At 62.7% G+C, this 25,401-nt stretch carries 22 protein-coding genes, 1 tRNA gene and 1 other RNA gene; 14 read left to right on the forward strand and 10 right to left on the reverse strand.

The window, feature by feature from the left end:
* Positions 1 to 149: 149 nt before the first annotated feature.
* From pepQ to cydC, 6 genes are all read left to right on the forward strand, one after another.
* On the forward strand, positions 150 to 1,469 hold the full coding sequence (gene pepQ, locus IGX34_RS01115) for a Xaa-Pro dipeptidase (protein WP_192553823.1): 1,320 nt from the start codon (positions 150 to 152) through the stop codon (positions 1,467 to 1,469).
* 417 nt (positions 1,470 to 1,886) lie between these two features.
* Positions 1,887 to 3,467, forward strand: coding sequence for a cytochrome ubiquinol oxidase subunit I (locus IGX34_RS01120; RefSeq protein WP_192553824.1), 1,581 nt, complete (start codon positions 1,887 to 1,889; stop codon positions 3,465 to 3,467).
* A 3-nt stretch (positions 3,468 to 3,470) separates the two neighbouring features.
* Positions 3,471 to 4,604 carry a cytochrome d ubiquinol oxidase subunit II gene (gene cydB, locus IGX34_RS01125; RefSeq protein ID WP_192553825.1) on the forward strand — a complete coding sequence of 378 codons (1,134 nt, stop codon included), beginning with the start codon at positions 3,471 to 3,473 and terminating at the stop codon, positions 4,602 to 4,604.
* A gap of 9 nt (positions 4,605 to 4,613) precedes the next feature.
* The gene (locus IGX34_RS01130; protein WP_192553826.1) at positions 4,614 to 4,826 is read left to right on the forward strand and encodes a hypothetical protein; all 213 of its coding nucleotides are present in this window, start codon (positions 4,614 to 4,616) and stop codon (positions 4,824 to 4,826) included.
* Positions 4,827 to 4,880: 54 nt separating this feature from the next.
* On the forward strand, positions 4,881 to 6,617 hold the full coding sequence (gene cydD / locus IGX34_RS01135) for a thiol reductant ABC exporter subunit CydD (protein ID WP_192553827.1): 1,737 nt from the start codon (positions 4,881 to 4,883) through the stop codon (positions 6,615 to 6,617).
* Positions 6,614 to 8,383, forward strand: coding sequence for a thiol reductant ABC exporter subunit CydC (gene cydC, locus IGX34_RS01140; protein WP_192553828.1), 1,770 nt, complete (start codon positions 6,614 to 6,616; stop codon positions 8,381 to 8,383). The genes cydD and cydC overlap by 4 nt, the downstream gene beginning before the upstream one ends.
* Here the strand turns inward: cydC and IGX34_RS01145 are convergent.
* The 4 genes from IGX34_RS01145 to IGX34_RS01160 all read right to left on the reverse strand — a co-directional run bounded on the left by IGX34_RS01145 (position 8,369) and on the right by IGX34_RS01160 (position 13,662).
* Positions 8,369 to 9,340: an alpha/beta fold hydrolase gene (locus tag IGX34_RS01145; RefSeq protein ID WP_192553829.1), complete on the reverse strand. Its 972-nt coding sequence runs from the start codon at positions 9,338 to 9,340 to the stop codon at positions 8,369 to 8,371. The two genes, cydC and IGX34_RS01145, sit on opposite strands and share 15 nt — an antisense overlap.
* A gap of 154 nt (positions 9,341 to 9,494) precedes the next feature.
* Positions 9,495 to 11,588, reverse strand: coding sequence for a phosphocholine-specific phospholipase C (locus IGX34_RS01150; RefSeq protein ID WP_192553830.1), 2,094 nt, complete (start codon positions 11,586 to 11,588; stop codon positions 9,495 to 9,497).
* Between the two features lie 203 nt (positions 11,589 to 11,791).
* A complete protein-coding gene (locus IGX34_RS01155; RefSeq protein ID WP_192553831.1) occupies positions 11,792 to 13,102 on the reverse strand; it encodes an aminopeptidase P N-terminal domain-containing protein in 1,311 nt (436 codons plus the stop codon).
* The gene (locus tag IGX34_RS01160) at positions 13,099 to 13,662 is read right to left on the reverse strand and encodes a UPF0149 family protein (protein WP_192553832.1); all 564 of its coding nucleotides are present in this window, start codon (positions 13,660 to 13,662) and stop codon (positions 13,099 to 13,101) included. Before IGX34_RS01160 ends, IGX34_RS01155 begins: the two co-directional genes overlap by 4 nt.
* A gap of 100 nt (positions 13,663 to 13,762) precedes the next feature.
* On the opposite strand from IGX34_RS01160, the gene IGX34_RS01165 reads away from it, so the two are divergent.
* The 5 genes from IGX34_RS01165 to IGX34_RS01185 all read left to right on the forward strand — a co-directional run bounded on the left by IGX34_RS01165 (position 13,763) and on the right by IGX34_RS01185 (position 15,678).
* Positions 13,763 to 13,987 carry a TIGR02449 family protein gene (locus IGX34_RS01165; protein ID WP_192553833.1) on the forward strand — a complete coding sequence of 75 codons (225 nt, stop codon included), beginning with the start codon at positions 13,763 to 13,765 and terminating at the stop codon, positions 13,985 to 13,987.
* Positions 13,980 to 14,318: a cell division protein ZapA gene (locus tag IGX34_RS01170; protein ID WP_192553834.1), complete on the forward strand. Its 339-nt coding sequence runs from the start codon at positions 13,980 to 13,982 to the stop codon at positions 14,316 to 14,318. Before IGX34_RS01165 ends, IGX34_RS01170 begins: the two co-directional genes overlap by 8 nt.
* 7 nt (positions 14,319 to 14,325) lie before the next feature.
* Positions 14,326 to 14,512, forward strand: a non-coding RNA gene (gene ssrS, locus IGX34_RS01175) — 6S RNA.
* A gap of 99 nt (positions 14,513 to 14,611) precedes the next feature.
* Positions 14,612 to 15,229, forward strand: a complete 618-nt coding sequence (locus IGX34_RS01180) for a 5-formyltetrahydrofolate cyclo-ligase (RefSeq protein WP_192553835.1) — start codon at positions 14,612 to 14,614, stop codon at positions 15,227 to 15,229.
* Complete coding sequence (locus IGX34_RS01185) at positions 15,226 to 15,678, forward strand: EVE domain-containing protein (protein WP_192553836.1); 453 nt, start codon at positions 15,226 to 15,228, stop codon at positions 15,676 to 15,678. The genes IGX34_RS01180 and IGX34_RS01185 overlap by 4 nt, the downstream gene beginning before the upstream one ends.
* A 204-nt stretch (positions 15,679 to 15,882) precedes the next feature.
* On the opposite strand, the gene kch is transcribed toward IGX34_RS01185, so the two are convergent.
* Positions 15,883 to 17,064 (reverse strand): voltage-gated potassium channel protein, encoded by a 1,182-nt coding sequence (gene kch / locus IGX34_RS01190; RefSeq protein WP_192553837.1) that lies wholly within the window; start codon positions 17,062 to 17,064, stop codon positions 15,883 to 15,885.
* A 147-nt stretch (positions 17,065 to 17,211) separates the two neighbouring features.
* On the opposite strand from kch, the gene rpiA reads away from it, so the two are divergent.
* Positions 17,212 to 17,850: a ribose-5-phosphate isomerase RpiA gene (gene rpiA / locus IGX34_RS01195; protein WP_192553838.1), complete on the forward strand. Its 639-nt coding sequence runs from the start codon at positions 17,212 to 17,214 to the stop codon at positions 17,848 to 17,850.
* Between the two features lie 73 nt (positions 17,851 to 17,923).
* On the opposite strand, the gene IGX34_RS01200 is transcribed toward rpiA, so the two are convergent.
* Entirely contained in the window at positions 17,924 to 20,629 is a 2,706-nt protein-coding gene (locus tag IGX34_RS01200; protein WP_192553839.1) for a family 78 glycoside hydrolase catalytic domain, read from the reverse strand.
* 132 nt (positions 20,630 to 20,761) lie between these two features.
* Complete coding sequence (locus IGX34_RS01205; protein WP_192553840.1) at positions 20,762 to 21,103, reverse strand: TfoX/Sxy family protein; 342 nt, start codon at positions 21,101 to 21,103, stop codon at positions 20,762 to 20,764.
* Positions 21,104 to 21,393: 290 nt separating this feature from the next.
* On the opposite strand from IGX34_RS01205, the gene IGX34_RS01210 reads away from it, so the two are divergent.
* Positions 21,394 to 21,708 (forward strand): hypothetical protein, encoded by a 315-nt coding sequence (locus IGX34_RS01210; protein WP_192553841.1) that lies wholly within the window; start codon positions 21,394 to 21,396, stop codon positions 21,706 to 21,708.
* 70 nt (positions 21,709 to 21,778) lie between these two features.
* The gene (locus IGX34_RS01215; protein WP_192553842.1) at positions 21,779 to 22,876 is read left to right on the forward strand and encodes an ATP-grasp domain-containing protein; all 1,098 of its coding nucleotides are present in this window, start codon (positions 21,779 to 21,781) and stop codon (positions 22,874 to 22,876) included.
* Positions 22,877 to 23,001: 125 nt separating this feature from the next.
* On the opposite strand, the gene IGX34_RS01220 is transcribed toward IGX34_RS01215, so the two are convergent.
* The 3 genes from IGX34_RS01220 to IGX34_RS01230 all read right to left on the reverse strand — a co-directional run bounded on the left by IGX34_RS01220 (position 23,002) and on the right by IGX34_RS01230 (position 25,342).
* Positions 23,002 to 24,252: a hypothetical protein gene (locus IGX34_RS01220; protein ID WP_192553843.1), complete on the reverse strand. Its 1,251-nt coding sequence runs from the start codon at positions 24,250 to 24,252 to the stop codon at positions 23,002 to 23,004.
* Positions 24,253 to 24,591: 339 nt separating this feature from the next.
* Positions 24,592 to 24,981, reverse strand: a complete 390-nt coding sequence (locus IGX34_RS01225) for a hypothetical protein (RefSeq protein WP_192553844.1) — start codon at positions 24,979 to 24,981, stop codon at positions 24,592 to 24,594.
* A 287-nt stretch (positions 24,982 to 25,268) separates the two neighbouring features.
* Positions 25,269 to 25,342 (reverse strand) — tRNA-Gln (locus IGX34_RS01230).
* Positions 25,343 to 25,401 lie beyond the last annotated feature (59 nt).

The following is a 25,401-nucleotide window of genomic DNA, read 5'->3' on the forward strand; positions in this document are numbered from 1 at the left end:
GCTTTCGCGGGAATGACGGCCTTGAGAGCGCAAGGGCACACAAGCGCTGCGATATGGCAACGCCACACCGTCGGCGCAACCTGTCCTCGACAAAGCCCCATCAAACATCGCGCTAAACTTCCGGGCTGAAGCCAACGCCGGAACATCGCATGAGCCAGGATCTTGCCCCGCTGTATGCCCAACACATTGCCACCCTGCGCGTGCGTGCCGACAAGGCGCTGGCGCTGGGTGGTTTCGACCATCTGCTGATCGCCGCCAGCACGCCGCTGCGCAAATTCCTCGACGACCAGGATTACCCCTTCGTCGCCAGCCCGCATTTCCGTCACTGGCTGCCGCTGACCGACACGCCCGGCAGCTGGGTGGTCTATACGCCGGGGCATAAGCCCAAGCTGATTTTCGTGCAGCCGCGCGACTACTGGCATGTGGTACCGGCGGTGCCCAGCGGCTACTGGGTGGATCAGTTCGAAATCAGCATCGTGCGCACGGCGGCGGAAGCGGTGGCTGCGCTGCCGAAGGACAACACCGCCGTGATCGCACCGGATTGCCCGCCGATCGACGGCCTGGACGTAAACAATCCGCAGCCGTTGGTCGATTACCTGCATTGGCATCGCAGCTACAAGACGCCGTACGAACTGGCGCTGATGCGCCAGGCCAGCGTGATCGGCGCGCGTGCGCACCGCGCCGCAGAGCAAGCCTTCCGTGCCGGCGAAAGCGAGTTCGGCATCCACATGGCCTATCTCGCTGCGGCGCGCCAGATCGATGCCGAACTGCCCTATGCCAATATCGTCGGCCTCAACGAACACGGTGCAGTGCTGCACTACACGCACTTCGACCGCGTAGCACCGGCACAGAGCCGCTCGTTCCTGATCGACGCAGGCGCCAGCGCGGCCGGCTACGCCAGCGACATCACTCGCACCTATGCCGCCCAGGGTCACTCGGAGTTCCAGGCACTGATCGACAGCGTCGAACAGGCGCAGCTTGGTTTTGTAGCCAAGGTGATGGCCGGCCAGAGCTATCCGGAGCTGCACATCCACGCGCATCACATGCTGGCCGAAGTACTGCGCGAACACGGCGTGCTGCGCATGAGTGCGCAGAGCGCGGTACAGTCCGGCGTTACCGCCACTTTCTTCCCGCATGGCCTGGGCCATCCGATCGGGCTGCAGGTGCACGACGTCGCCGGCTTCCAGGCGAGCGAAACCGGCGGCAGCATTGCGCGCCCCGAGGGCCACCCTTATCTGCGCATGACGCGTGCACTGGAACCAGGCATGGTGGTCACCATCGAACCGGGCCTGTACTTCATCGACATGCTGCTGGAAGAACTGCGCACCAGGCCGGAAGCCAAAGACATCGACTGGGCCAAGGTCGACACCTTCCGCCCGTACGGCGGCATCCGCATCGAGGACGATGTGGTATGCACACACGGCGAACCGGAAAATCTCACCCGCGATGCCTTCGCCCTGCTGAAATAAGCGCTGCCTTGCCATGCCTGACCGATCAGGCATGGCACACCGGCAATACCACCGCGCCGCGGGCCGCACCGGCCCCGGCGCTTTTTTTTGCCTGCGCGGGGGCAGCATCGCCGTGCGGTCATTCGACGCAGAAACGTCAAACAGTCCGATCCTCGTCAACAATTTGTACACGCAGTTGACCCCCGCCAGCCCCGTGGACAGATGGACGCCAACATGTTTCTTGATCGCCTACGCGAGTAGGATGGGCGTATCCCGTAGGGGGCAAGCCATGCTGATCAAGCGGAAGTCGCTTCCGTTGTTCGCTCGGCCCTGGGCCAGACGTCCAGGTATTACGCATTTAGCTTATTTTCGCTGGCCGCGGCCCATCGCCGGCCGCGCCGCGCACGCTTTCGTCTTCTCCGCCAAGGAGCCTTCCCTATGCACGACATGACCGTCGTCGAATTATCGCGCCTGCAATTCGCCCTGACCGCGCTGTACCACTTCCTGTTCGTCCCGCTCACGCTGGGCATGTCCTTCATGCTGGCGGCGATGGAAACGGTCTATGTGATTACCGGCCGGGACATCTACAAGCACATCGTGCAGTTCTGGTCCAAATTATTTCTGATCAATTTCGCCCTGGGCGTGGCCACCGGCCTCACCATGGAATTCGAGTTCGGCACCAACTGGTCGTTCTATTCCAGCTTTGTGGGCGACATCTTCGGCGCACCGCTGGCGATCGAAGGACTGATGGCGTTTTTCCTTGAATCCACCTTCGTAGGCCTGATGGTGTTTGGCTGGGACCGCCTGCGTCCCGGCCAGCATCTGGCGGTAACTTACCTGGTGGCACTGGGCTCGAATCTGTCGGCACTGTGGATTCTGATCGCCAACAGCTTCATGCAGATGCCGGAAGGTGCGCATTTCAATCCGGCCACCATGCGCATGGAACTGACCAGCCTGTCCGAGCTGATCTTCAGCCACGATGCGCAGGCCAAGTTCGTGCACACCAGCATTGCCGGCTATGTCACCGCAGCCGTGTTCGTGGCCGGTGTCAGCGCCTGGTATCTGCTGAAGAACCGGCACGTAGAGCTGGCTCGGCGCTCGTTTCGCATGGCAGTGTTGTTCGGCGTACTCGCCACCGCCGGCGTAATCACCCTGGGCGACGCGCTGGGCTTCGTCGGTGCGCAGGCCCAGCCGACCAAGCTGGCCGCGATGGAAGGACTGTGGAAGACCGAACCGGCACCGATGCCGTTCAACCTGATCGCCTTCCCTTCGCAGACTTATCAGACCAACTACGGCGCGATCCAGGTGCCGTATGCACTGTCGCTGCTGGTCACGCACTCGTTCACCGGCAGTGTGCCGGGCATCAACCAGCTGGAAGCCGAAGCGAATCTGCGCATCCGCGACGGCATACCGGCCGTGGCGGCCTTGAAAACCTTGTCGACCGATCCGGACGATGCCGGTGCGCAGGCGATCTTCCACGCCCATGAGAAAAATCTCGGCTACGGCTTCCTGGTGCAGCGCTACGCACCCGATATATCCCTGGTGACCGATGCGCAGATCGATGCCGCCGCGCACGATGCGATTCCGCAGGTGGCGCCGGTGTTCTGGTCGTTCCGCCTGATGGTCGCCTTCGGCCTGGCGATGCTGGCGTACTTCGTGCTCGCGGTGATCTACACCATGCGCAATATCGTCGAGCGCAAGCGCTGGTTCCTGCTGGTTGCGTTGTGGATGATCCCGGTGCCGTTCCTGGCCTGCGAAATGGGCTGGCTGGTGGCCGAGCTCGGGCGCCAGCCGTGGACGGTGTTCGGCGTGCTGCCCACCTGGATGTCCGCATCCACGCATAGCGTGGGCTACATGGTGTTCTCGCTGATCGGCTTCGTCACGCTGTACACCGCTTTCATCATCGTGGAGATGTACCTGATGGTGCGCACGATCCGCCGCGGGCCCGACGACATACACGGCGCACCCGCTTCCCACACATCGCAGGCGGAACGCCTGGCCGGCTACGCGGAGGGTTGATCGATGGATACGTATGCAACGCTGCAATGCATCTGGTGGCTGCTGCTGGGCGTGCTGCTGATCGCCCTGGCGGTGATGGTCGGCATGGACATGGGCGTGGGCACGATCCTGCGCTACGTCGGCCGCAGCGATGTGGAACGCCGCGTGGCGCTCAACATCATCGGGCCGCACTGGGACGGCAACCAGGTCTGGTTCGTGCTTGGCGGCGGCGCGGTGTTCGCCGCGTTTCCGCTGATCTACGCCACCGCGTTCTCCGGCTTCTACGTGGTGATGCTGCTCTTGCTGTGGAGCATGATCATGCGCCCGCTGGGTTTCGAATACCGCAGCAAGCTGCCATCGCAAAGCTGGCGCAACACCTGGGACTGGGCCTTGTTCATCAGCGGCCTGGTGCCGATGGTGGTGTTCGGTGCGGCGTTCGGCAATCTGTTCCAGGGCGTGCCGTTCTATTTCGAATGGAATGTCACCTCGCACTACACCGGCTCCTTTTTGGCGTTGCTGAATCCGTTCGCGATCCTGTGCGGTGTGCTGTCCTTGTCGCTGTCGGTCTTGATGGGCTCGGTGACGGTGATGAACGGCGCCGAGGATGTGATCTACGAACGTGCGCGCGGCCTGGCGCGCACGGCAGCGATCGTGGCCATGGTGCTGTTCGCCATCGGTGGCGTCTGGGTGCACGGCATGCCCGGCTACCGCATCGCACGCGCGCCCGGCGCCGGTGTGGCGCAAACACCGCTGCAGCAGAGCGTGACGCATGCGGACGGTGCATGGCTGGCCAACTTCAACGCGCATCCGCTGCTGTGGGCGCTGCCGCTGCTCGGCTTCGCCGGCATGCTGCTGTGCCTGCTGGCGGCGAACGCACGCCGTTCGCACCTGGCCTGGTGGCTGGGCGCGCTGGCCTGGCTGGGTGTGATCGCCACCGCAGGTGCGTCGCTGTTTCCGTTCCTGCTGCCGTCCAGCAGCACGCCGGACCAGAGCCTCACCATCTGGAACTCCAGCTCCAGCCAGCTCACCCTGGCCTGGATGCTCGGCTTTGCGCTGGTATTCGTGCCGCTGATCATCTGGTACACCAGCTGGGCCTTCTACGTGATGCGCGGCAAGGTCAGCGCGGAACGCATCGCCAACGACGAGCACGCTTACTGAGGAGCCGCCATGAAAACCTTTCTGCTGTTTCTGTTGTTCATGTTTATCGCGGCGCTGGTGATCGTAATGGCGGTGATCCTGGGCGATACCGGTGCCTGGTATTTCGCCTGGCTGGTCGGTACGGCGATGATCGTGCTGGTGGCGGCCGCCGGCGGCGTGATGCTGGACGCACAGGATGAACGCCGCGCGCAGGCGGCGAAAGAACCCGTCAGTCATGCGTGATCATTGGCGTTCGCAGGGCCGGCAGTGCGCCGGCCCTGCCTGGTGGAATGACCGATGCCGCTAGCTTCAACGAGCTGGCTGCGCCAACAGGCACGCCCGGTGCGTGGTGTACTGATCGGCGGATTGCTGGCCGGTAGCGCGCAAGCAGCCCTGATGTGCGCAGGTGCATGGTTGGTCGCCCATCTGCTCGCGCAGGCGATTTTTCACCACCGCGCGCTCGCTTCGCTATGGCCGCTGCTCGCAGCACTGCTGCCGATGGCCCTCGCACGTGGCGCGCTGGGCGTGGCGCAACGGCGCGCCTGCTTCGATGCCGGCGCAAAGGTAAGCATGTCGGTGCGGCTGGCATTGGAACAGCGCCTGCGCGCACTCGGTCCGCTATGGGCCGCGCAGCAGTCGCGCGGCGACATCGTGACGCGCCTGGTCGATGGCATCGATGCATTGGTACCGTATTACGCCGGCTATCTGCCGCAACTGGCGTTCGCCGCCATCGTGCCCGCCATCATCCTGGCCTGCGCATTGCCGGCCGATGCGTGGTCGGCACTGGTGCTGGTGGCTACCGCACCGCTGATCCCCGTGTTCATGCTGCTGGCCGGGCGCGCCGCCGAACAGGCCAGCCAACGCCGCTGGAAACGGCTGCGCCGGATGGGCGCGCATTTCATGGATGCCCTGGCCGGGCTCACCACGCTGCGGCTGTTCCGCGCCGTCGCCCGCGAGGAAACCTTTCTGGCCGCCACCGGCGAGGCCTATCGCCGCGAAACCATGGCGGTATTGCGCATCGCCTTTCTGTCGGCGGTGGTGCTGGAATTCTTCGCCACGGTAAGCATTGCGGTGGTGGCTGTGCTGGTGGGCTTCCGCCTGCTGTGGGGCAAGCTCGATTTCGAATCCGGCCTGTTCGTATTGCTGCTGGCGCCGGAGTTCTTCCTGCCGCTGCGCGCGCTGGGCACGCAACGGCATCGCAAGATGGAAGCCGCTGCCGCGGCCGAGGACCTGACGGCATTGCTGCAAACCACCGCCGCGCCCGCAGCCGGCGCGTTGCCCGCGACATCGCAGAGCATCGCATCGACACAGATCGGCATCGCCTTTGAACACGTCAGCTTCGGCTATGGCGCCGGCGATGTAGTGCGCGACGTGAGTCTCGCCATCGCCGCAGGCGAGCGGCTTACCGTGGTGGGCACCACCGGCAGCGGCAAGAGCACCTTGCTCTCGCTGCTGATGAGCATGGCCACGCCACGCGACGGCCGCATCCTGATCAATGGCGAAGATCTGACCGGGCTCGATCTGGATGGATGGCGCCGGCATATCGCCTGGGTGCCACAGCGTGCGCATGTTTTTCACGGCACGCTGCGCGACAACCTGCTGCTGGCCGCACCCGCTGCGTCAGCGTGGCAACTGGAACGCGCCCTGCACGCCGCCGCGCTGGCGCCCGTCGTCGCACGCCTGCCGCGCGGTCTGGACACGCCCCTTGGCGAACACGGCCGGGGTCTGTCCGGCGGCGAACGCCAGCGGCTGTCGCTGGCGCGCGCATGGCTGCGCGACACCCCGCTGCTGTTGCTGGACGAACCCACCCAGCATCTGGACGCCGCTACCGCCCTGCAGATCGACACGGCGCTGGCGCAGCTCGCGCAAGGCCGCACGGTGATCCGCATTGCCCACCGGCTCGATGCGATCGGTGCGCACGAGCAAGTTGCCGTGATGGCGGCAGGTCGCGTCGTGGAAACGGGTCGCGCAGAAACCCTGCGCCATGCGCACGGTGCGTTTGCACGGCTGCTCGCCGCGGACCGCGCCGCATGAACCTAAATCACTCATCAGGTCTGCTGCACCGCCTGTTCGCCCTGCTGCGCAGCGAACGCCGCGCCATGCTGGCTGGCGTGCTGGTCGCCGTGCTCGGCACGCTGGCAGGCATCGCGCTGATCGCCGTATCCGGCCACTTCATCACGGCCATGGCGCTGGCCGGCGCGAGTGGCGCGGCCATCAACTACTACACGCCGGCTGCGCTGATCCGCCTGCTCGCCATCGTGCGTACCCTGGGTCGCTATCTCGACCGGCTCATTACCCACGATGCCACCTTGCGCCTGCTCGCACGGCTGCGCGGCTGGCTATTCGGAAAACTCGCCCCGCTCGCGCCTGCACGCCTGGCGGCGCTGCACAGCACGGCGCTGTTTTCCCGGCTGCGCGCGGATATCGATGCGCTGGAGCACATCTATCTCGGTGTGGCCATTCCGCTGCTCAGCGCGCTCGCCGTCATGCTGGGCACGCTGACCGTGGTACTGGTCTATCTGCCCTGGCTGGGCGCAGGCCTGCTGGTGTTGTTCATGGCGAGCGCATGGTGGTTGCCGGCATGGACCTGGCGAAGCGGGCAGGCACCCGGCAGCGAAAGCGTCGCCTGCACCGACATGCTGCGCGAACTGGCAGACGATGGCCTGCGTGGACGCGCCGAGCTGGTGCTATTCGGCGCCGAGGCCATGCACGCCGAACGGATCGCCGCCATCACCACCAAGCAGCAAGCAGCACGGCGCAAGCTGGATACGCTGCAGGCCATCGGCAGTGCCGGCGTGATGCTGACCGCGCAATGCGCATTGATCGGCGCACTGCTGCTCGGTCTGCCCGCGTTGCATGCAGCAACGCTCGCCGCTCCCGACCTGGTCATGCTGGCACTGCTGCTGCCCGCAGCCTTCGAAAGCATTGCGCCCTTGCCCGATGCATGGGCACAGCTGGGCGCAAGCCTGCTCTGCGCACAGCGTGTCTTCGCGCTGGCAGATACGCCGCCGGCCATCGAGGAACCCATATCTGCGCCGCCACCAGCAAGCTCGACGGATCTGGCGATCCGGCAATTGCGCCTGCGCTACGACGATGCGCCAAGCTGGGCGCTCGATGGCTTGGAACTGGACCTTCCGCAAGGTGCGCGACTGGCGCTGGTCGGACCATCCGGCGCCGGCAAGAGCAGCCTGCTGGCAGCGCTGCTGCGCTTCTATCCCTACCAGGGATCGATCACGCTCGGCGGCATCCCGCTCGAGCAGTGGCAAGGCGATGACGTACGCGCACGCATCGCCGTGGTCGAACAGCAGCCTTATCTGTTCGATGCCAGCCTGCGCGAAAATCTGCGATTGGGCTGCCCCGACGCCAGCGACGAGATGCTGCACACCGCGATTGCGCAAGCATGCCTGCACGACTACGTCGCCAGCCTGCCGCATGGACTGGATACCTGGATCGGCGAAAACGGCATCCGCGTTTCCGGAGGCGAAGCGCGCCGCATCGCGATCGCCCGCGCGTTGCTGCTGGATGCGCCGATCCTGATACTGGACGAACCCACCGAAGGTCTCGATGCCGTCACCGCCAGCACGCTCTACGAGAGCCTCGCCGCCCTCGCACAAGGACGCAGCCTGCTGCTGATTACGCATCGGCTGGGCAAACTCTCCGCCCTGGTCAACGAAGTGGCGGTAATGCGCGATGGATCTATTGCCGAAGGCCTTTCCGTCGCTGCGTATCAAGCACGCGGTGCAACCGCCGCGCCTGCGATGCCAGCAGCCCTGGATCGGCAAGCGCTAAACGTTCCATAGCTTGCGCGCCTCCTCGGCAATCACCTCGGGCCGCTCCTCCGGATAGAACAGTTTGGCGTGATCTAGATAGCGGACACCGCGCGAGTGGCCGAAGTGACTATCCAGGTAGCGCGCGCCGGCCAACGAAAAGATCGTATCGTCCCGCCCCCAGACGATTCGCACCGGCACCTTGCAGCGCTGCAAGGCAGGACCGATGCCGGCCAGCGGATTGTGTTCCAGCGCAATGGCATAGGCGTGCACCAGCCCCTTGCGCTGCGGCGAACTCACCAGCGGCGCGAAATAGCATTCGATCGCTTCATCGGTGGGATCGCCCGGATCTGCAAAGCACATGCCGCCGATGCCCTGCGCCGAACGCGCCAACTGTTTGTCGGCCAGCCACGGCACCAGCCAGCGATCGACATAGGTGCCGGCATGCGACATGGCAATCACCGGAGCCATCGCCGCCGGCGGACTTTCCGGCTCGGTATCGCAATTGGTCAGCAGCAAGCTGCGCACGCGTTGCGGGTGGTGCGTCACCAGCAGTTGCGCGACGGCACCGCCGCTGTCGCTGGCCACCACGTCGGCATGCGTTACGCCGAGCGTATCCAGCAGGGCGATCAACATGGCGACCTGTGCATCCGGGGCAACGCTTTGTCCCGGTGCCACCTCGCTATAGCCAAGCGCCAGGAAATCCGGCGCAATGCAGCGCCGATACGGCGACAGTCGATCCAGCGCGCCACGCCACTGGAACCCATTCAAAGGAAACCCGTGCAGAAACAGCGCGGCGTCGCCCGTGCCTCGTTCGACATAGGCGATCCGGCCATAGGGCGTCGCCACAAAACGCCGGCTGGCACGGAAGGCCTGCAAATCCATGTCATGCCGTTCAACCGCGCCGGCCAGCGCGCGCGCAGCATGGCCACCCAGCGCAGCGGCGGCGAGCAGGCCAGCCGTACCTTGCAAAAATTCCCTGCGTTGCATGCTGATCCCCCGAAATAGGTCGCCCCATCATTGGCCTTGGCGTGCCGCCAATCAATGGCCCGCAAGGTCATGGCCTTCTTCCCCGGCGCAGCGGTGCATACGCAAAGGGCGCCCTGATGGGCGCCCTTTGCGGGCCAGCCGGCAGTCGCCACGCTCAGACGTTCTGCAGATTCCGCCAGCGCGGCTGGGCCATGGCCGGATCGGTGACGCTGGGCATGCCGGTTTCCACATGCCCGGCATAGCGCTGCACGAGGCCCTGCTCCGCATCGCCGCGCACGACCAGGTCGTACCAGCCGTAGCTGTCGGCCAGATACCAGGCTTTCTGCTGGCGCTCGCCCGGACGCAGTGCGTAGGTGAGCGACTCGCCGTTGTACACGTTCTCGACCGTGACGTTGCAGAAGTCGTGCCCTTCGTTGGCGAGCTCCAGTACCGCGCTGCCGGCGCGGGCGTCGTAGCGCAGCGCCACGCGCAAGTGCGTCTTGCATGCGGATACATCGCCCTTGAAGTGGCGCATGAAACCGTTCGGTCCGTAAATGCTGTAGTCGTACGCGGCCGTTACCGGCCAGCTTGCAGAAAGCGACTTGCCGGCCTCGACCGTGTAGTACCACGGTGTGCTCGATGCAGCGGCCGAACGCACGTGGAAACACGCACCGACACGGCCGGTATTTTCGAAGGCGATGCCGAACATGCCCTGCTGCGCGGTTGACGCATGCGCGTGCAATTCATACGGCAGGGCGCGCGCCGGCTTCATGCCCGGCTCCTGCTCCGGCAGGCTCTGCGCGGTGGGCACGGTCGGCACGTAGTCCGGATAGCGCTGGTCGTTCGGCGGCTGGTAGGCGCTGGTGCTGGGCAGCGCGGGCTGGCTGCCGTCCGGGCGGGCAAAGTCGAAGGCCGAGGTCAGATCGCCGGCTACGGCGCGGCGCCAGGCGGTGATGTTCGATTCCTGCAGGTCCGGATACTGGCGCTCGAAACGGCGCTCGATAAAGCGGATCAGCGAGGTGTGATCGAACACTTCGGAACACACCCAGCCGCCCTTGCTCCACGGCGATACCACGATCATCGGCACGCGCGGACCCATGCCGTACGGGCCGGCGTCGTAGCTGCTGCTGCCCGGGAAGATTTCGTTGGCGATGGAAACGGTGGACTGCCCCTGCGTGCTCGACGGCGGCACGCATGGCGGCACCATGTGATCGAAGAAACCATCGTTTTCGTCGAAGGTAATGAACAGCGCCGTCTTGCTGAACACGGCGGGATTGCTGGTCAGCGCATCCAGCACCTGCGATACATACCAGGCGCCGTAGTTGGCCGGCCAATTGGGATGTTCCGTATACGCTTCCGGCGCCACGATCCACGACACCTGCGGCAGGCTGTTGCCGGCCACATCGGCGCGCAGCTGGTCGAACAGCGTGCCGCTGACCGAGATGTTGGTGCCGGTGCGCGCGCCCTGGTACAGCGGGCTGCCGGGCTGCGCATTGCGGTACTGGAAAAAGTACAGCAGCGAATTGTCGCCGTAGTTGCCGATGTAGGCATCGTCGGTCCAGCCCCAGGAACCGGCGGCATCCAGGCCGGTGCCGGCATCCTGGTAAAGCTTCCAGCTCACGCCCGCTTTCTGCAGCGCTTCTGGAAAAGTAGACCAGGAATAGCCGGCCTCGGCATTGTCGATCACCGGACCGCCGCCGGCGCCGTCGTTGCCGACCCAGCCGGTCCACATGTAGTAGCGGTTCGGGTCGGTCGGCCCCAGCACCGAGCAATGGTAGGCATCGCAAATGGTGAAGGCATCGGCCAGCGCGTAGTGGAACGGCACGTCTTCGCGCGTGAGATAGGCCATGGTGGTGGTGCCTTTGCTCGGCACCCAGCGATCGTAATGACCCTGGTTCCAGGCATCGTGCGTGCTGGTCCAGTCATGCGCGAGATCTTCCAGGAACTGCAAGCCGAGATCCGGCGCCGTGGGATGGAACGGCAACACATAGCTCGAGCCATCCGGCTGATACCACACCGACTGGCCACTGGTGAGGTTCACCGGCCGCGGATCGCCGAAACCGCGCACACCCTTGAGCGAACCGAAGTAGTGATCGAAGGAGCGGTTCTCCTGCATCAGGATCACGATGTGCTCGATATCCTCGATCGTACCGGTGCGCCGGTTGGCCGGAATTTCCATGGCGCGCGCGATGCTGGCGGGCAACGCCGAGGCAAGCGCGGTGCTGCCGAGCAATTGCAGGAACCGGCGACGATTCATCGAAGTGGTCATGAGCACTCTTCCTGGGGGCGCGGGGACGTGGCGCGATGCTTATGCGTCGACGTTGCAAGCGTGCGACATCGAGGGGACTGGTAGCGAGCTTTTGCGCTTAATCACATTCACGGGCCTGCAGTCGCGACGAACTCTTCACAATCTGCGCTTGTTGTATAGACAAGTGCCACCGGCGCGCATGCGTCGAATTTGCCGTTCCATCATCAGCGTCGCGCCAGCAGCATTTCCAGCGCTTCCGGCTCTTTCGGCACGCCGGCCGTAAGCACTTCATGGCCATCGCGCGTCACCGCCACATCGTCCTCGATGCGGATGCCGATCCCGCGCCACGCTTCCGGCACCGACAAGTCATCCGGTGCGATATAAATGCCCGGCTCCACCGTCAGCACCATGCCCGGCTCCAGCATGCGCGATTCGCCATCCACGCGGTAATCGCCTACATCGTGCACGTCCAGCCCCAGCCAGTGACTGGTCTTGACCGGATAGAACCGCTTGTAGCCGCCCTGCGCGACCAGTTCGGCAGGATCGCCCTTGAGCAGCCCAAGCGCGCACAGGCCTTCGGTGATCACGTGTACTGCCACCTCGTGCGCAACGTTGTAGGAACGCCCAGGCTGCACTTCATCGATGGCCGCCTGCTGCGCCGCGAATACCACTTCATACAGCGCGCGCTGTTCGCGGCTGAAGCGGCCGCTGATCGGAAAGCTGCGACTGATATCGGAGGCGTAGCAATCGAGTTCGGCGCCGGCATCGATCAAGAGCAGATCGCCCTGCTTCAACGGCGCGCGATTGGCCACGTAATGCATGGTGCAGGCATTCACACCGCCCGCCACGATCGGCGGAAACGCGGCGACCGCGCCATGGCTGCGCATCACGCGCAACAGTTCGGCTTCCACTTCGTATTCATGGCGCCCGGCGCGTGCCACGCTCATCGCGGCCAGATGCGCCTCGGCGGCAATCGCCGCGGAGGCGCGCATCAGCTTCAGTTCGGCGCGCGATTTGTACAGGCGCAGATCGTGCAGCAGATGGCCCAGCGCCACGAATTCCTTGGGCACCACGCCACCGCCGCGCAATTGGCGCAGACGGCGCATCCAGCCCAGCAATTGCGCGTCGAACTGCGGCTCGCTGCCGAAATGGCAGTACACGCGGCCGCGGCCTTCGATCATGCCGGGCAGGATGTCGTCGATATCGTCGATGGGAAACGCATCGTCCATGCCATACGCGGCCACCGCACGTTCCGTGCCGATCGACTCGCCATGCCAGCGCTCGTGTTCCGGATCGCGCTCGCGGCAGAACAGCACCGCCTCGCCATGCTGGCGTCCCGGCAGCAGCGCCAGCACCGCGTCGGGTTCCGGAAAACCGCTGAGGTAATGGAAATCCGAGTCCTGGCGGTACGGCCACGCGGCATCGGCATTGCGCATGCGCTCGGGCGCGGCGGCGATCAGCACCACCGCATCCTCGCCGGCCATTTTCATCAGCTGGCGGCGCCGGCGCGCAAATTCGTCAGAAGCAATATTCAATGCAGGGTATCGCTGGAGGGCTGGTTGGGAATGTGGCACTCGGTAAACAGCAGCATCGCCGCCATGCGCACGAATTCATGCACTTCGATCAGCGCATCCTCGTCTTCGTCTTCATCGCCGAAATCCAGCGAGGAGGAGGCGATGGCGCCGAGATCGCGCAATACCTCCTGGCCCTCCTCCGACAACCGCGCATGCATATCCGGGCCGCCCAGGCCGAAGCCGCCCAGGAAGCCGCGGCACCACTCGATCAGGGCATCGGCCCGCTGGGACAAGGGACGGTCATCGGCGGGTAACAATGGCTCGAAGCCCAGCTCGGAATCGGCCAGTTCCGCTTGGCTCTGGCGCACCAGCTGATCGAGCACTTGCTGGTCCGGCGGGGTGACCGTAACGCCCCCGGCATCCAGCTGCAGGATCTCCAGCAGCGGGCGCCGCCCCGGGCGGCCGTTCCCGGCCAGAAAGCCGCATAGCGAACCGTGCAATTCGCTGGGGCTGACAGCCAGGCGCAAGTGCGTGATCACCTCGTCCAGCTCGTCGTGACCGATCAGATCTTGGGCAGCCATCGCGGTACTCCTGGAAGAACAAACCGGCAGTTTAATCGACTGCGGCAGCCAGTCATCCCGGGTCGCAGATTTCGCCCGGCGTCCTGATATAGTGCCGGCCATGACTCCACCCGATACCGCCCAGTACGAACTGGCCGCCCTGAGCCAGCAGCTTGATCGGCTGCTCGATCACGTGCATCGGTTGACCGAAGAAAATCGCAGCCTGCGACACAGCCAGGAACAACTGGCTTCGGAGCGCGCGGGCCTGCTGGCACGCAACGAACAGGCACGCAGCCGGGTCGAAGCGATGATCCAGCGACTGAAGGCACTCGAGAACAATGGCTGACGTCATCAGCACCACGACCAACGAACCGGTTGCACTGCGACTGATCGATCGCGAATTCCTGATTGCCTGCCCGCCGGACGAACGCGACGGCCTGCTGGAAGCGGCGAGTTTTCTCGACCGCAAGATGCGCGAGCTGCGCGCACATGCCAAGACGCCGGGCTTCGATCGCCTGGCGGTGCTCGCCGCGATCAGCATCACGCACGAATATCTGCAGCTGCAGAAACGGCCTGCGGCCGCCGCTGACGCCACGCTCTCTGAACCCGGCATCGCTGAAGGACTGGCTGTTTTGCGTCGCAAGCTTGAAGCCGCACTCGACACGCAACTAAAATAGCGGTCGGCGTTTTCTGCGGTGTGCGCCAGCACACTCTTACATTTGCCTTGTTCCTATATACGGCCCCGGGACGGTTACTTAAGACTGTTGTGCATGTCCGCCGCGTGCGGAAAGCCTCGAGGTCTTAATCTCCCTCCCACCTGATCCCATTTGGATCAAGGTCGTTTGGTGGGCAGCGGCATCGCGGTTTACGCCACCTAATTCCCAGCCCGGAAGCCGTCCCAGCATGGCTTCCGGGGAGCGGATCCCCGGTTCAGGAATCCGCGGGCGGTTCCATTCCGAGGAGATGCGACGTGGATACCGCCGCACGACGCCGTGAACTGCGCCAGCGCCTGGCTGAACGGCGCCGCGCGCTGGGCCCGCCCCAGCGGATGGCCGCCGCCCAGGGCCTGCGGCGCAGCCTGGAACACCTCCCCGAATACCATACGGACAAGCGCGTGGCCGGCTACTGGGCCTGCGACGGCGAGCTGCCGCTGAATCTGGCCATCCCGCCCCTGGCCAGCCGCGGCCAGCAGTTCCTGCTGCCGCTGATCGGCCAGGACAACCTGCTCCGCTTCGCCCCCTGGGCGGCCGGCGACGACGTCCAGCCCAACCGCTTCGGCATCCCCGAGCCGGTGGCGCCGCGCGAGTGGTTCGCCCCCTTCCAGCTCGACCTGGTGCTGGTGCCCCTGCTCGGCTTCGACCGCAGCGGCAACCGCATCGGCTACGGCGGCGGCTATTACGACCGCAGCTTCGCCTTCCTGAAGGACCAATTGCGCCCCACCGAGCCCCTGCTGGTGGGCGTCGCCTACGATTTCCAGGAACTGCCGGAGATCGCCCCGGAAAGCTGGGATGTGACGCTGGACTTCATCGCCACCGATCACGAACTGATCGATTGCCGTGCCGACACCCGCGGAGACGCCAACGCATGAATTTCTGGTTGATGAAATCCGAGCCCGACACGTTTTCGATCGACGACCTGAAGCGCAAGAAACGCGAAGCCTGGGACGGCGTGCGCAACTACCAGGCGCGCAACTTCATGCGCGACGGCATGCGCGTGGGCGACGGCGTGTTCTTCTATCACTCCAATTGCGCGGAGCCCGGCATTGCCGGACTGGCCGAAGTGGCCAGCGATGCGTATCCCGATCCCAGCCAGTTCGATCCCAAGAGCAAGTACTTCGATCCCGGCAGCTCGCGCGACAACCCGCGCTGGATGCTGGTAGACGTGAAGTTCACGCGCAAACTCAAGCGCACCATCACCCTGGATGAGCTGAAGAACCATGCCAAGCTGGCCGAGATGGCCCTGCTACGCAAAGGCAATCGCCTGTCGGTGATGCCGGTAGACGCGAAGGATTGGAAGTACATCCTGGAACTTGAATAAACCGCTCCGCAAAAGCGGCCACCCCATGTTGACCGTACCACCCCCTAAACCGTCATTCCCGCGAAAGCGGGAATGACAGCTCAGCCAGTAGGTTGGGTTAGCGCAGCGTAACCCAACGCATCATCGCGACATGTTGGATTACCCCCGGATCAGGTCCGGGGCAACCCAACCCACACAAGCAGAAGTACCGCGCAAGCGCAAACCTCAACGAAACACCCGCTCCAGCACAAAATCCGCCGTCACCTTCTCCCCCGTCAGCAGCATCGCCGTCAGCTCCCCGCCCAGCACCTGCGGCGCAATGATCACATCCGGCTGCACCAGCTTGATCCGGCTCAAATGCCGCGCATCGTTCACCGCCGCCACCGTGCGTGCACTGCCGCCCAGCTCCTTCACCGCCAGCACCGTAAACGCGTTTTCCGCATCGTCATCGCGCATGGCGAGCACTGCCTTGGCCTGATGCGCGCCGGCTTGGCGCAGTACATCGGTATCGCTGGAATCGCCCACCACCACATCCACGTCGTGCAATTCGCCGTCTTCCGGCGCATCGCGCAGCAAGCGGGTGACAGACTGCCCACGCCGGACCAGTTCCCGCCAGGTATTGATCGCCAGCGAACTATTGCCGACCACCACGTAGTGATCCTTGCGCTTCATGGTGCGCCCCTTCTGATTGACGATGCGCTGCAGGCTGCGCTTGATCATGGGTGAAACCACCGCGGTGAGCGAAGTGGCGAACACGGCCACGCCCAGCACCACCACCGACACCGCGAACAGGCGCGCCTGCGAGGTGTGCGGAACGATATCGCCATAGCCCACGGTGGTCATGGTGATCATGGCGTAATACAGCGCCGTGAGCAGATCCTTGATCGGCGGCGTGAAATCCGCGCCCAGGTAATAGCTGCCCAGGGTGGCGTACATCACCAGCATTGCGATCGAGGTGAACGCAAACAGCGTACTGGCGGCCAGGCTGGAGCGGTCGAACGACTGCCAGCTCGCCAGCAAGGCCAGCAGCAGCACGGAAAAATAAATTAGCATCGGCACACTGTGATGCCGCCCGAACATCAGGTTCGCAATGGCCCCGCCCGCCATCAGCATGGTCATCACCCAGGACAGCCGCGAACGCATCAGCAAGCCGGCCGACATCGCCAGCTGCCCCAGCCCGATCAGCAACGGCGGCAGCACGGCAGCATGCTGGTCGAACTGCCCCTCCATCAGCAGCCCCAGATAGCGCTGCCAATCGCGCCCCACGTCCAGGTGCAGCAGCTTCAGCGCACCGCCCGCCGCCAGGATCGCCAGCGGCACATGCGGAAACCAGCCATGCTTGCGCGCCGTGGCCGCCCAATGCTGCAGGCTCTGGCGTAGACGCTGCCCCAGAAGTTCCGATGCCATGCCCTCTCCACCCCTGCGCCAGCCCGCCCGGGCCATCCGCGTGGCGCCACCCTAGCAAGTCCCCGCAGGGCTGCCAAACCGGAGGGCGGATGCGGCTGGCAGTCAAATCGACGATCATTGCCGCTTTGGATTTTCCGGGGTGGAAGCATGAGCAGCGAAGAAAAACGCCTGGCGGGCGAAGCCGCCGTCAAATACATCGAAGACGGCGCCATTGTCGGCGTGGGCACCGGCTCGACCGTAGCCTTTTTTATTGATGCACTGGCCGGCATCAAGGATCGCATCCAGGGCGTGGTGTCCAGCTCGGAGCAATCCACCGCGCAGCTGAAGAAGCACGGCATTCCGGTATTCGATCTCAACGCCACCGGCTCGCTGACCGTGTATGTGGACGGCGCCGACGAATGCGATCCGCACAAACGCCTGATCAAGGGCGGCGGCGCCGCGCTGACCCGCGAAAAAATCGTGGCGCAGGCCGCGCAGAAATTCATCTGCATCATCGATTCCAGCAAGCGCGTGGACCTGCTCGGCAAGTTCCCGCTGCCGATCGAAGTGATTCCGATGGCGCGCAGCCTGGTTGGGCGGGAGATCGTCAAGCGCGGCGGCAACCCGGTGTGGCGCGATGGTGTGGTCACCGACAACGGCAACTGGATCATCGACGTGCATGGCTGGCAGATCGCCGATCCGGTCGGGCTGGAGAACGACCTGAACCAGATTCCCGGCATCGTCACCGTCGGCTTGTTCGCACGCCGCCCGGCAGATGTGGTGTTGATCGGCGACAAGCTGATGTAATGCGCGGCGCTGGTCGATACGCGCCGTGATTCGAAGGCCGCCCGCATGGGCGGCCTTCTGTTTGCGCCGGCACTTACGGCCGCGACTGCCTGGATTGCGTAAAGCGATAGCTGCCGGAATCCAGCTCGAAACAGGTGTCGTCGCCACAGGCGTGCAGATGGTGCGCCTGTGGCAGTGTCGAGAGCGGTTGCCCGGATATCTGCAGGTTCGCCGGCTTTGCCATCGGCACACGCACCTCGGCCGTGCTGCCGACCGGCACTTCCACACCCAACTGCATGCCGGCAGCACCGCGCGACCAGGACACCACGACATGGCCATAAGGTGTGATGGTGTCGCCTTCGGCATGCAACAGCCAGCCCATCAGCGCGGGATGCACACCGATGCGTTGCCATCCGGGCGCCAGCGGCCGCATGCCCACCACATCTTCGAACAGCCAATCGTCGATGGTGCCGAGAAAATAATGGTCTTGCGAACGCGCATCGAGCTTCCAGTGTTCCCACAGGCTGGTGGCGCCGTGAGCGCGCCAGTAGCCCCAGGAGGGGAAACTGACTTGCATGGCGACCGTCCATGCCAGGCCCGCGTGACCGGTGGCAGTGAGCACCGGCAGCAGCAGCTTGGTGCCCAGCGCGCCGGTGTCGAGATGATCGTTATGCGCATGCACTGCCTGCATCAATGCATCAGCTACCCGCGTTCGTTGCGCCGCAGGAACCAGGCCAAAACCTAGTGCCAACAACTGATGCGTTTGCCGCACACCTTCGTCGCCCTCGCCGCGATACAAGCCCTTGGTCGGATCGAAAAAGCGCTGATTGAAAGTATCCCGTACCTGCGCAGCCATGCCATCAAAATGCTGCGCCGCGCGGTCGTCGCCCAGCGTGCGCTCGATCTGGGCCAGCGTGTCAGCCATGCGATAGAGGTAAGCCGTGGCGGCGATCCGTTTGTCTTCCGGTGCATTGCCGCCATCGGCCGGCGTATTCGGACTGACCCAGTCGCCCAGTTCGGTATCGGCAATACCGGCAGGCGAACGCGCGTATTCGAGATCGACATAGCGCGCCATGCCCTGGATGTTCTCGCTGAGTACGTGGCGATCGCCGCGCTGCCAGTACAAGAACCATGGCACCAGCACATACGCCGCATGCCAGGGCGGAGCGCGCACATCGACCGCCCAGCCCGGATTGGGTGCAATCAGCAGCGGCGCGCCATTGGCCTGGCGTGCATCGGCAATATCCTGGACCCATTTGGTCAACAGCGTGCCGGTATCCAGGTTGCGCAGCATCATGTCGGTGCCAAGCATGCCGTCACCGGTCCAGCCGTTTTTCTCGTACATCGGCGTGTCGGTGGGAATGCCGTACAGATTATTCAGTACGGTGTGGACGGCGGCGGCGTGAATCCAGTTGAGCAAGTCGTTGCTGCTATCGAAATGGCCGATTACCCGCACATCGGTGTGCACCACCTGGGCGCTTATGGCGTCGAGTGCGGGGGGCGCGCCGGGCCAGCCGTCGACTTGCACATAGCGAAAGCCTTTCCAGGAAAAACGCGAATGCCAGCGCTCCGCGCCCGTTCCCGCCAGGATGATGCGATCGGTCTGTAACCCGTGCGCGAAGTAGTGGTGATCGTCGCGATCGTCGACACTGCCGTCGGGCAGCAGCTTTTCGCCATAGTGCAGAACCAAGGTGTCACCGGCATGGCCCCGTACCGTCACCGTGGCCCAGCCGGATATCACGCGCGGAAACGCAAACACGTAGCCACCGTGACTCAACTTGGTGACAGTTACCGCCGGCAACGTCTGCACCACCCGCACCGGAGGCTCGCGCTGCGCTTGCAGCACACCCTTGGGCGCCGGAAGTTCCGCCGCCTTGCTCCAATCCCGATCGTCGAAGCCAGCCGTGGCAAAGCCGGGCAACGCGCGGCGGGCATCGTAGGTCTCGCCGCCATATACGTCATCCAGCAGGGTCGGGCCATCATGCACGCGCCAGTCCGTGCCAGTGCCGATGAACTGGCAATGCTGGTCCGCGTAGCACAGCTTCAATAAGGCACGTACGCGTGGCTCGCCGTGCCACGGAGCCTTCTCCCAGTGCCACACATCCGGATTGGTGAGGCCGTAATAGCCGCGTCCAAGTTCGATACCGATGGCGTTGGCCGATCCTGGCTGCAGCAATGCCGTTACATCATGCGCGACATAAAGCACGCGCTTGTCGTAGTCGGTGAAGTCCGGCGAAAGCACGGCATCGCTTGCGGGCTGGCCGTTGATCGACACATCGGCGTAGCCGCCCGCGGCGATATATAGCCGCGCCGACACCAGGTTCGCACCCACGGCAAACACCTGCCGCAATAACGGCGCCGCCAGGCTGCCGCCGGGTGGCTTGCCGATCCACGCCGCGTGCGACCATTCCTGCATGGAAGGCGCGGTCTCGAACCAGGAACTGGCACTGGCCTCGCCTGTCGACGTTTGCGCAGTGACCTTCCAGTAGTAGCGGTGCGACGCAAGCAGAGGCGGTCCCGCGTAGGCGATATCGAACGAGGCACGGCTGGCCACGCGCCCGCTATCCCATATATCCGGCCGATCCGCGCTCAGTGCAGCCGTGCTGGACGCCACTTCAATACGGTAGCCCGTGGGAAACGTGCCACGCGAGGCATTCGCCACGACCCAGCTAAAGCGAGGTGATGCGACATCCAACGCCAGCGGCTGCGTCTGGTGTTCGATGGTAAGGGCCTGCAGTTGCATCGCATCCGTTGCGTGCGCCATGGAGATGCCAATCAGCAGCACAACAAGCCACGCCACGCTGCGACGCCACGAACGGATGATCATCGACGCCGGTCTCTCGCTTTCAATGGAATAGCCCCTTTCTACAGACCGCAGTCTACACAAGCAGAGCCGGCAGCTATCCGGCAATGCGTGCGAGTGCGCCGGCAATCACTTGCTGGACTTGCGGGGCGCCGGTTTCTTCGGCTTGGGAGCCGGCATCAGTACGGCAGTATCGAGCACCAGCTGGCGAATCACGTCCGAGTCATCCAGCAGTTCGTCGGCAACCGGGTAGTCCTTGGCACCAGGGTAAGGCGGTCGCTCGGGAAGCTTGGGCGACAACGTTGCGGCAGCGGCAGATGGCTTGATATAGAGACTGTTGTCGCAGGCGAAAGCGACGACCTTGCCATCTACATAAATAGCGTACTCGCCAAACATCTTCTTTTTGGCAAAGCGGTCGCCCAGCGATACTTGTTCTTCTACGTATTCGATGAAATCGTGAGTTGTCGCCATGGTGGTAGTAATGCGCCGCGTACTGGATGGATGGGTGGCGTTTGGATAGCGGGCCTGCTCGAAGGTTTATCTAACAAGAAGGATTTGCTTGCAACCCGCCGATCGACGATCGGATTCCCGCCCATCCCCTTAGCCGTGCCTCACAGTTTTTCTCGCAGGTTTCTACGCCACCAGCACAAGAACCAGCACCATGTGCATGAGGGTTCGTCGTCGACGGCGTGCATCCCATTCGATTTTCTCGTTATCCGTCATGCAGCTGCCCGTTACGTTGCAATCATCGCTGTAAGCCCATGCACAAAGCCTTCACCTTGATGACGGCGCATATGACTTGCACGGATGAAAATTCCGCTGCATCCGACACTGGCGACGCATTCGGCACGCTCGTAGAGTCGACGAGCCTCCTCTCGGAGGCATCCCATGTGATTACTCAAGAAGGAGTCGACACAATGGTTTCTCAATCTAACGAGGCAACGGAAATCGTCCGCACTTTCGCCCGCCTGCAAGCGGTGAAAGTAACGCGGACCGCGGACGAAGACATGGAAAAGGGCCAGTTCATCACCATCCACACACCTCCGGCCGAACCCGAAATCGGCGCACTGGGCTAAGCAGCGGAACGGCTTGAACAGCACGCCCCGCCATGCGCGGGGTGTGCTTTCTTCATACGGAGGAACGCACATGCAACACTGCGTGCTGATACTTGCACCCGATACCGACCCCCATGCCTGCGCCTTGAGCTGGGCACTGGAACAACAGGGTGTCACACCGATATGCATGCCGTCGCTACAAGCCAAGCCCGGCAACCATTACACCTTTCATATCGATGCCGAGCACGAATTCCTACTTGACTCCAATGTCGGCCAGGGCGTGGTCAGCGCCGTCTGGAACCGCCGCATCCAGGATCCCAATCCCACCTGCGCCGAAGCCGACGAAGCCTTTGCGCGCCTCGAATGGAAAATGTTCCAGCGCAACATGTTCACCCTCGGCAATGCCTATGGCGACGCCTTGTGGGTAAACCGTCTTCCCGAAGCGATCCGCGCCGAGCACAAAATGGTGCAGCTGAGCATCGCCCGCAAACTCGGCCTGCCATTCCCCGAAACCGTAATCACCACCGATGTCGGCCAGGTCGATCTGCTGCGCAAGAAATGGGGTCGCATCATCTTCAAAAGCTTCCTCCCCCATCACTGGCAAGATCAAAAGACCGGTGAACGACACACCGTAGGCGTCGCCCTGCTCGACCAGCAAAGCGATCTGCCACCAGATGCCATCGCCATCTGCCCCGGCGTCTACCAACGCTATATCGACAAAGCACTCGACGTGCGCGTCACGGTAATGGGCCAGCATCTATTCGCCATGAGCTTCGCCAAAGGCGAAAGCGGCGGCTTCCTCGACTGGCGCACCTATACCGACCACCCCGAGATGATCGCCAAAACCATCACCCTGCCCTCCACCGTCGAAAGCAAGCTACGCGCACTGATGCAGGAACTCGGCCTCGTCTTCGGCGCCATCGACCTGGTAGTGGATCGCGAAGGCAACTATCACTTCCTGGAAGTGAATCAGGCTGGCCAATTCCTGTTTATGGAAGAAATGAATCCCGACTACCCGATTCTGCAGGCGATGACTGGGCTGCTGGTGAGTGGCCGTTTGGATAACACCAGCGAAGCCTTGAAACCCGTCACGATGAAGCAGTTTCGTGCTTCGGATGCGTATGCGGCATTGGGGCAGCGGGTTGCGCAGAAATCGTGGGTGGGGGAGCCGATGTTTTCGGTGGAGTAAGTGCGGAGGCATCACTGCTGCTTCGAGTTACGTTGACCATCGCTGAGCAGATGTCTTCATTCCGCTTGACGATCTCAAACATCTCTTCTTCAGTCATGGATAAAGCCTTAGGGTTGGAGCACTTTTTAGAAAGCATTTAGCGCTTCTGCGCCTGCATTGGCGACCTGGATATGAGAATGCTTGGAACAGAGCAACGCAATAGGTTTCAGATCGACTGAAGGGCGCTTGGCAATTTCATTGGCGACTGCCTCACCCAGATAAAAGTTTTGGTCGACAGCCATCCTCTCGAGGAGAGTGACATCCGATAGGTCCATGGAAGGAATGAGAGCCAAAGCAATAGAAATGTCATCATCGGCCCCTTCAATCAAGTCTCGTATGACACGCGACAACGCCACTTGGTCTGATGGGACGGGAGATAACTCAGGATGCATTTCACGCAACGGCTGGCCGCTCTCTTTGCACCGACGTACTCCATCGAGGAAATCGCCAAGACTTCGAAAGACCACGCGTGAATCATCATCATGGGGCAAGAAAAGGACGCAACCTTCAAATGGATGCCAGCGCAGAAGGATGTGATGATCGCTGGTGTTAGGATCGTCGAGCACCAAGCCGTTGAAAAACTGTATCAATGGATGGTCGAAAATCTGATCAGTAAACGCCTCGGCGTCCTCCCGCTTGAGCAAATTTACTTCGATCTCAAACATCTCAGAGTAAGCACCCGTGCTGACCTCCTTGAAATAGGATTCGGCCTCAAGAGAAGTGGCTGCATGGAATCGCCCGTTTAAAGGGGGCATCCTCCGTTCCTGTGCAGGATTAAGATGCCTTCTAAAAATACGCTCAGCGAAGTAAAGAACGATCATTCCCATGGCTAAAATCAAAGGAAGACTCAATACCGAGAATGCGCCCCATCCCCAGGAGTAAAAGGGCGCAGATACTCCGCCCCAGAGCAGGAGTAAAAGTGCATATTCGACAACGCCCCAATGCGCGATTGATTGCCTGAACGCCCGGAGTGCAAGGCTTAGCTTGGCCATAGTCCTTGTCTGCTCTCCATTTCCCCATAAGACACGTTGATAAAAGCGCTCACAGCAGGGCAACCGAACAATTCTGGCCGAGAAGAGCCTTAGCTTCATCTGCGCGAAATTTATAATGGAGGCAACGGGGGTCTGCGCACCCAGCTTGCCCACAAATGTTTTTAAAGCCCGTTGGCGACCATCCCAGGTATCGCCCTTGAGCCCAGGCGCCTCCACCTCGGCGTAATTTTGGATGGCTTTTTCTAGGGTCAAGCCCGAAGGTGGGGGTGGTGCAGAAACCTGCTTAGGACTGGCAGGAGGGTGCTGTTTTTGAAATGCCTTCCTTGCCTCAACGGCGCGCTCCATGGATTCCATCCCTCTGCCATGGTCGGCTTCATCATCGGCCTAAAAAATGCCCCTTTCGAGGTCGATTTTGTATTTGATGTTGGTTCCTTGCTGGAACCCCTCCACAAGGTCTTTGACCGATGGTGGCCCGCTCCTTCCCCCGAAGGTCCTTGAAGGTCTGAGCATACCGCGACGCCAGCACCAAGGCGAAGGCTTGGGCCAGCCGTCTGTCATGGGTTTGGAGGGTCTGACTGATGACGACTTGGGCAGTGAGGGGCCGAAGGTCAGTAAGACCAGCTCCGATCCCTTTTAAGGGTCGCGCGCTCGTATGAAGAGCCGATTTATCGCAAGCACGCCAATTTATTCGGCAGAGTAAAACTCTGTCACTTGGGTGTGCTGCCCGCCGACGTTGTTAGCAGCATGAGCGGTCACCCCAAGTTGACCACCTTGCTCAGTAGCCGTGATTAAGCACATGTCTTCTGGCATAGCTCCGACTGACACTCCTTGCCCTGGTGCGAGCACAAGGTGGGCCTCTGCGTTGTTTGTGGCCTGGCGAACAACGCCATCCTTCACGTAAAGGTTGGAGGCATTTGGCCCAAATACACTCAAATCGACGCGAGGTATGAAATGAACTTCGACACCTCCGGCGGCTTTTGTAATCTTGTCGATCCAGCAGATGTCGCTGGCGTTTGCCAACACCGGTAGAAGCAGCAATACGCACGCTATTAGAGGCAACACTTTCCTGTTCATGCTTATCTTCCGGGGTGATGTGCGCTCGATCTTAATCTGCCATCAGGTATCGCACACACGCAGCAGTGCATGGGTGCCTTCGGGCCATAAAAGACCGCCGATGCAGGGTCTTGATGTTTATTGGGAGGCTGAGATTGTTCACGCCATTTACGCCCCCCGCGCTACACGCTCCGGGGCCACCGTTTCGCGCTGTCCAAATTTGTTCCAGACAAATTTGTCAGACAGAGCCCCCTGGCCCTCCCAATCCAAAAACAAAAAGCCCGCCATAAAGGCGGGCTTTTTGTTTTTGGCTGGGAGACTAGGATTCGAACCTAGATAAACGGAGTCAGAGTCCGTTGTCCTACCGTTAGACGATCTCCCAATACCTTGCCGATCGATGCGCTCTGACTTGATGCATCGCTCAGTCGAACCGCAACCTCG

The sequence above is a fragment of the Dyella acidiphila genome, from assembly GCF_014863405.1.
Lineage (GTDB): Bacteria > Pseudomonadota > Gammaproteobacteria > Xanthomonadales > Rhodanobacteraceae > Dyella_B > Dyella_B acidiphila.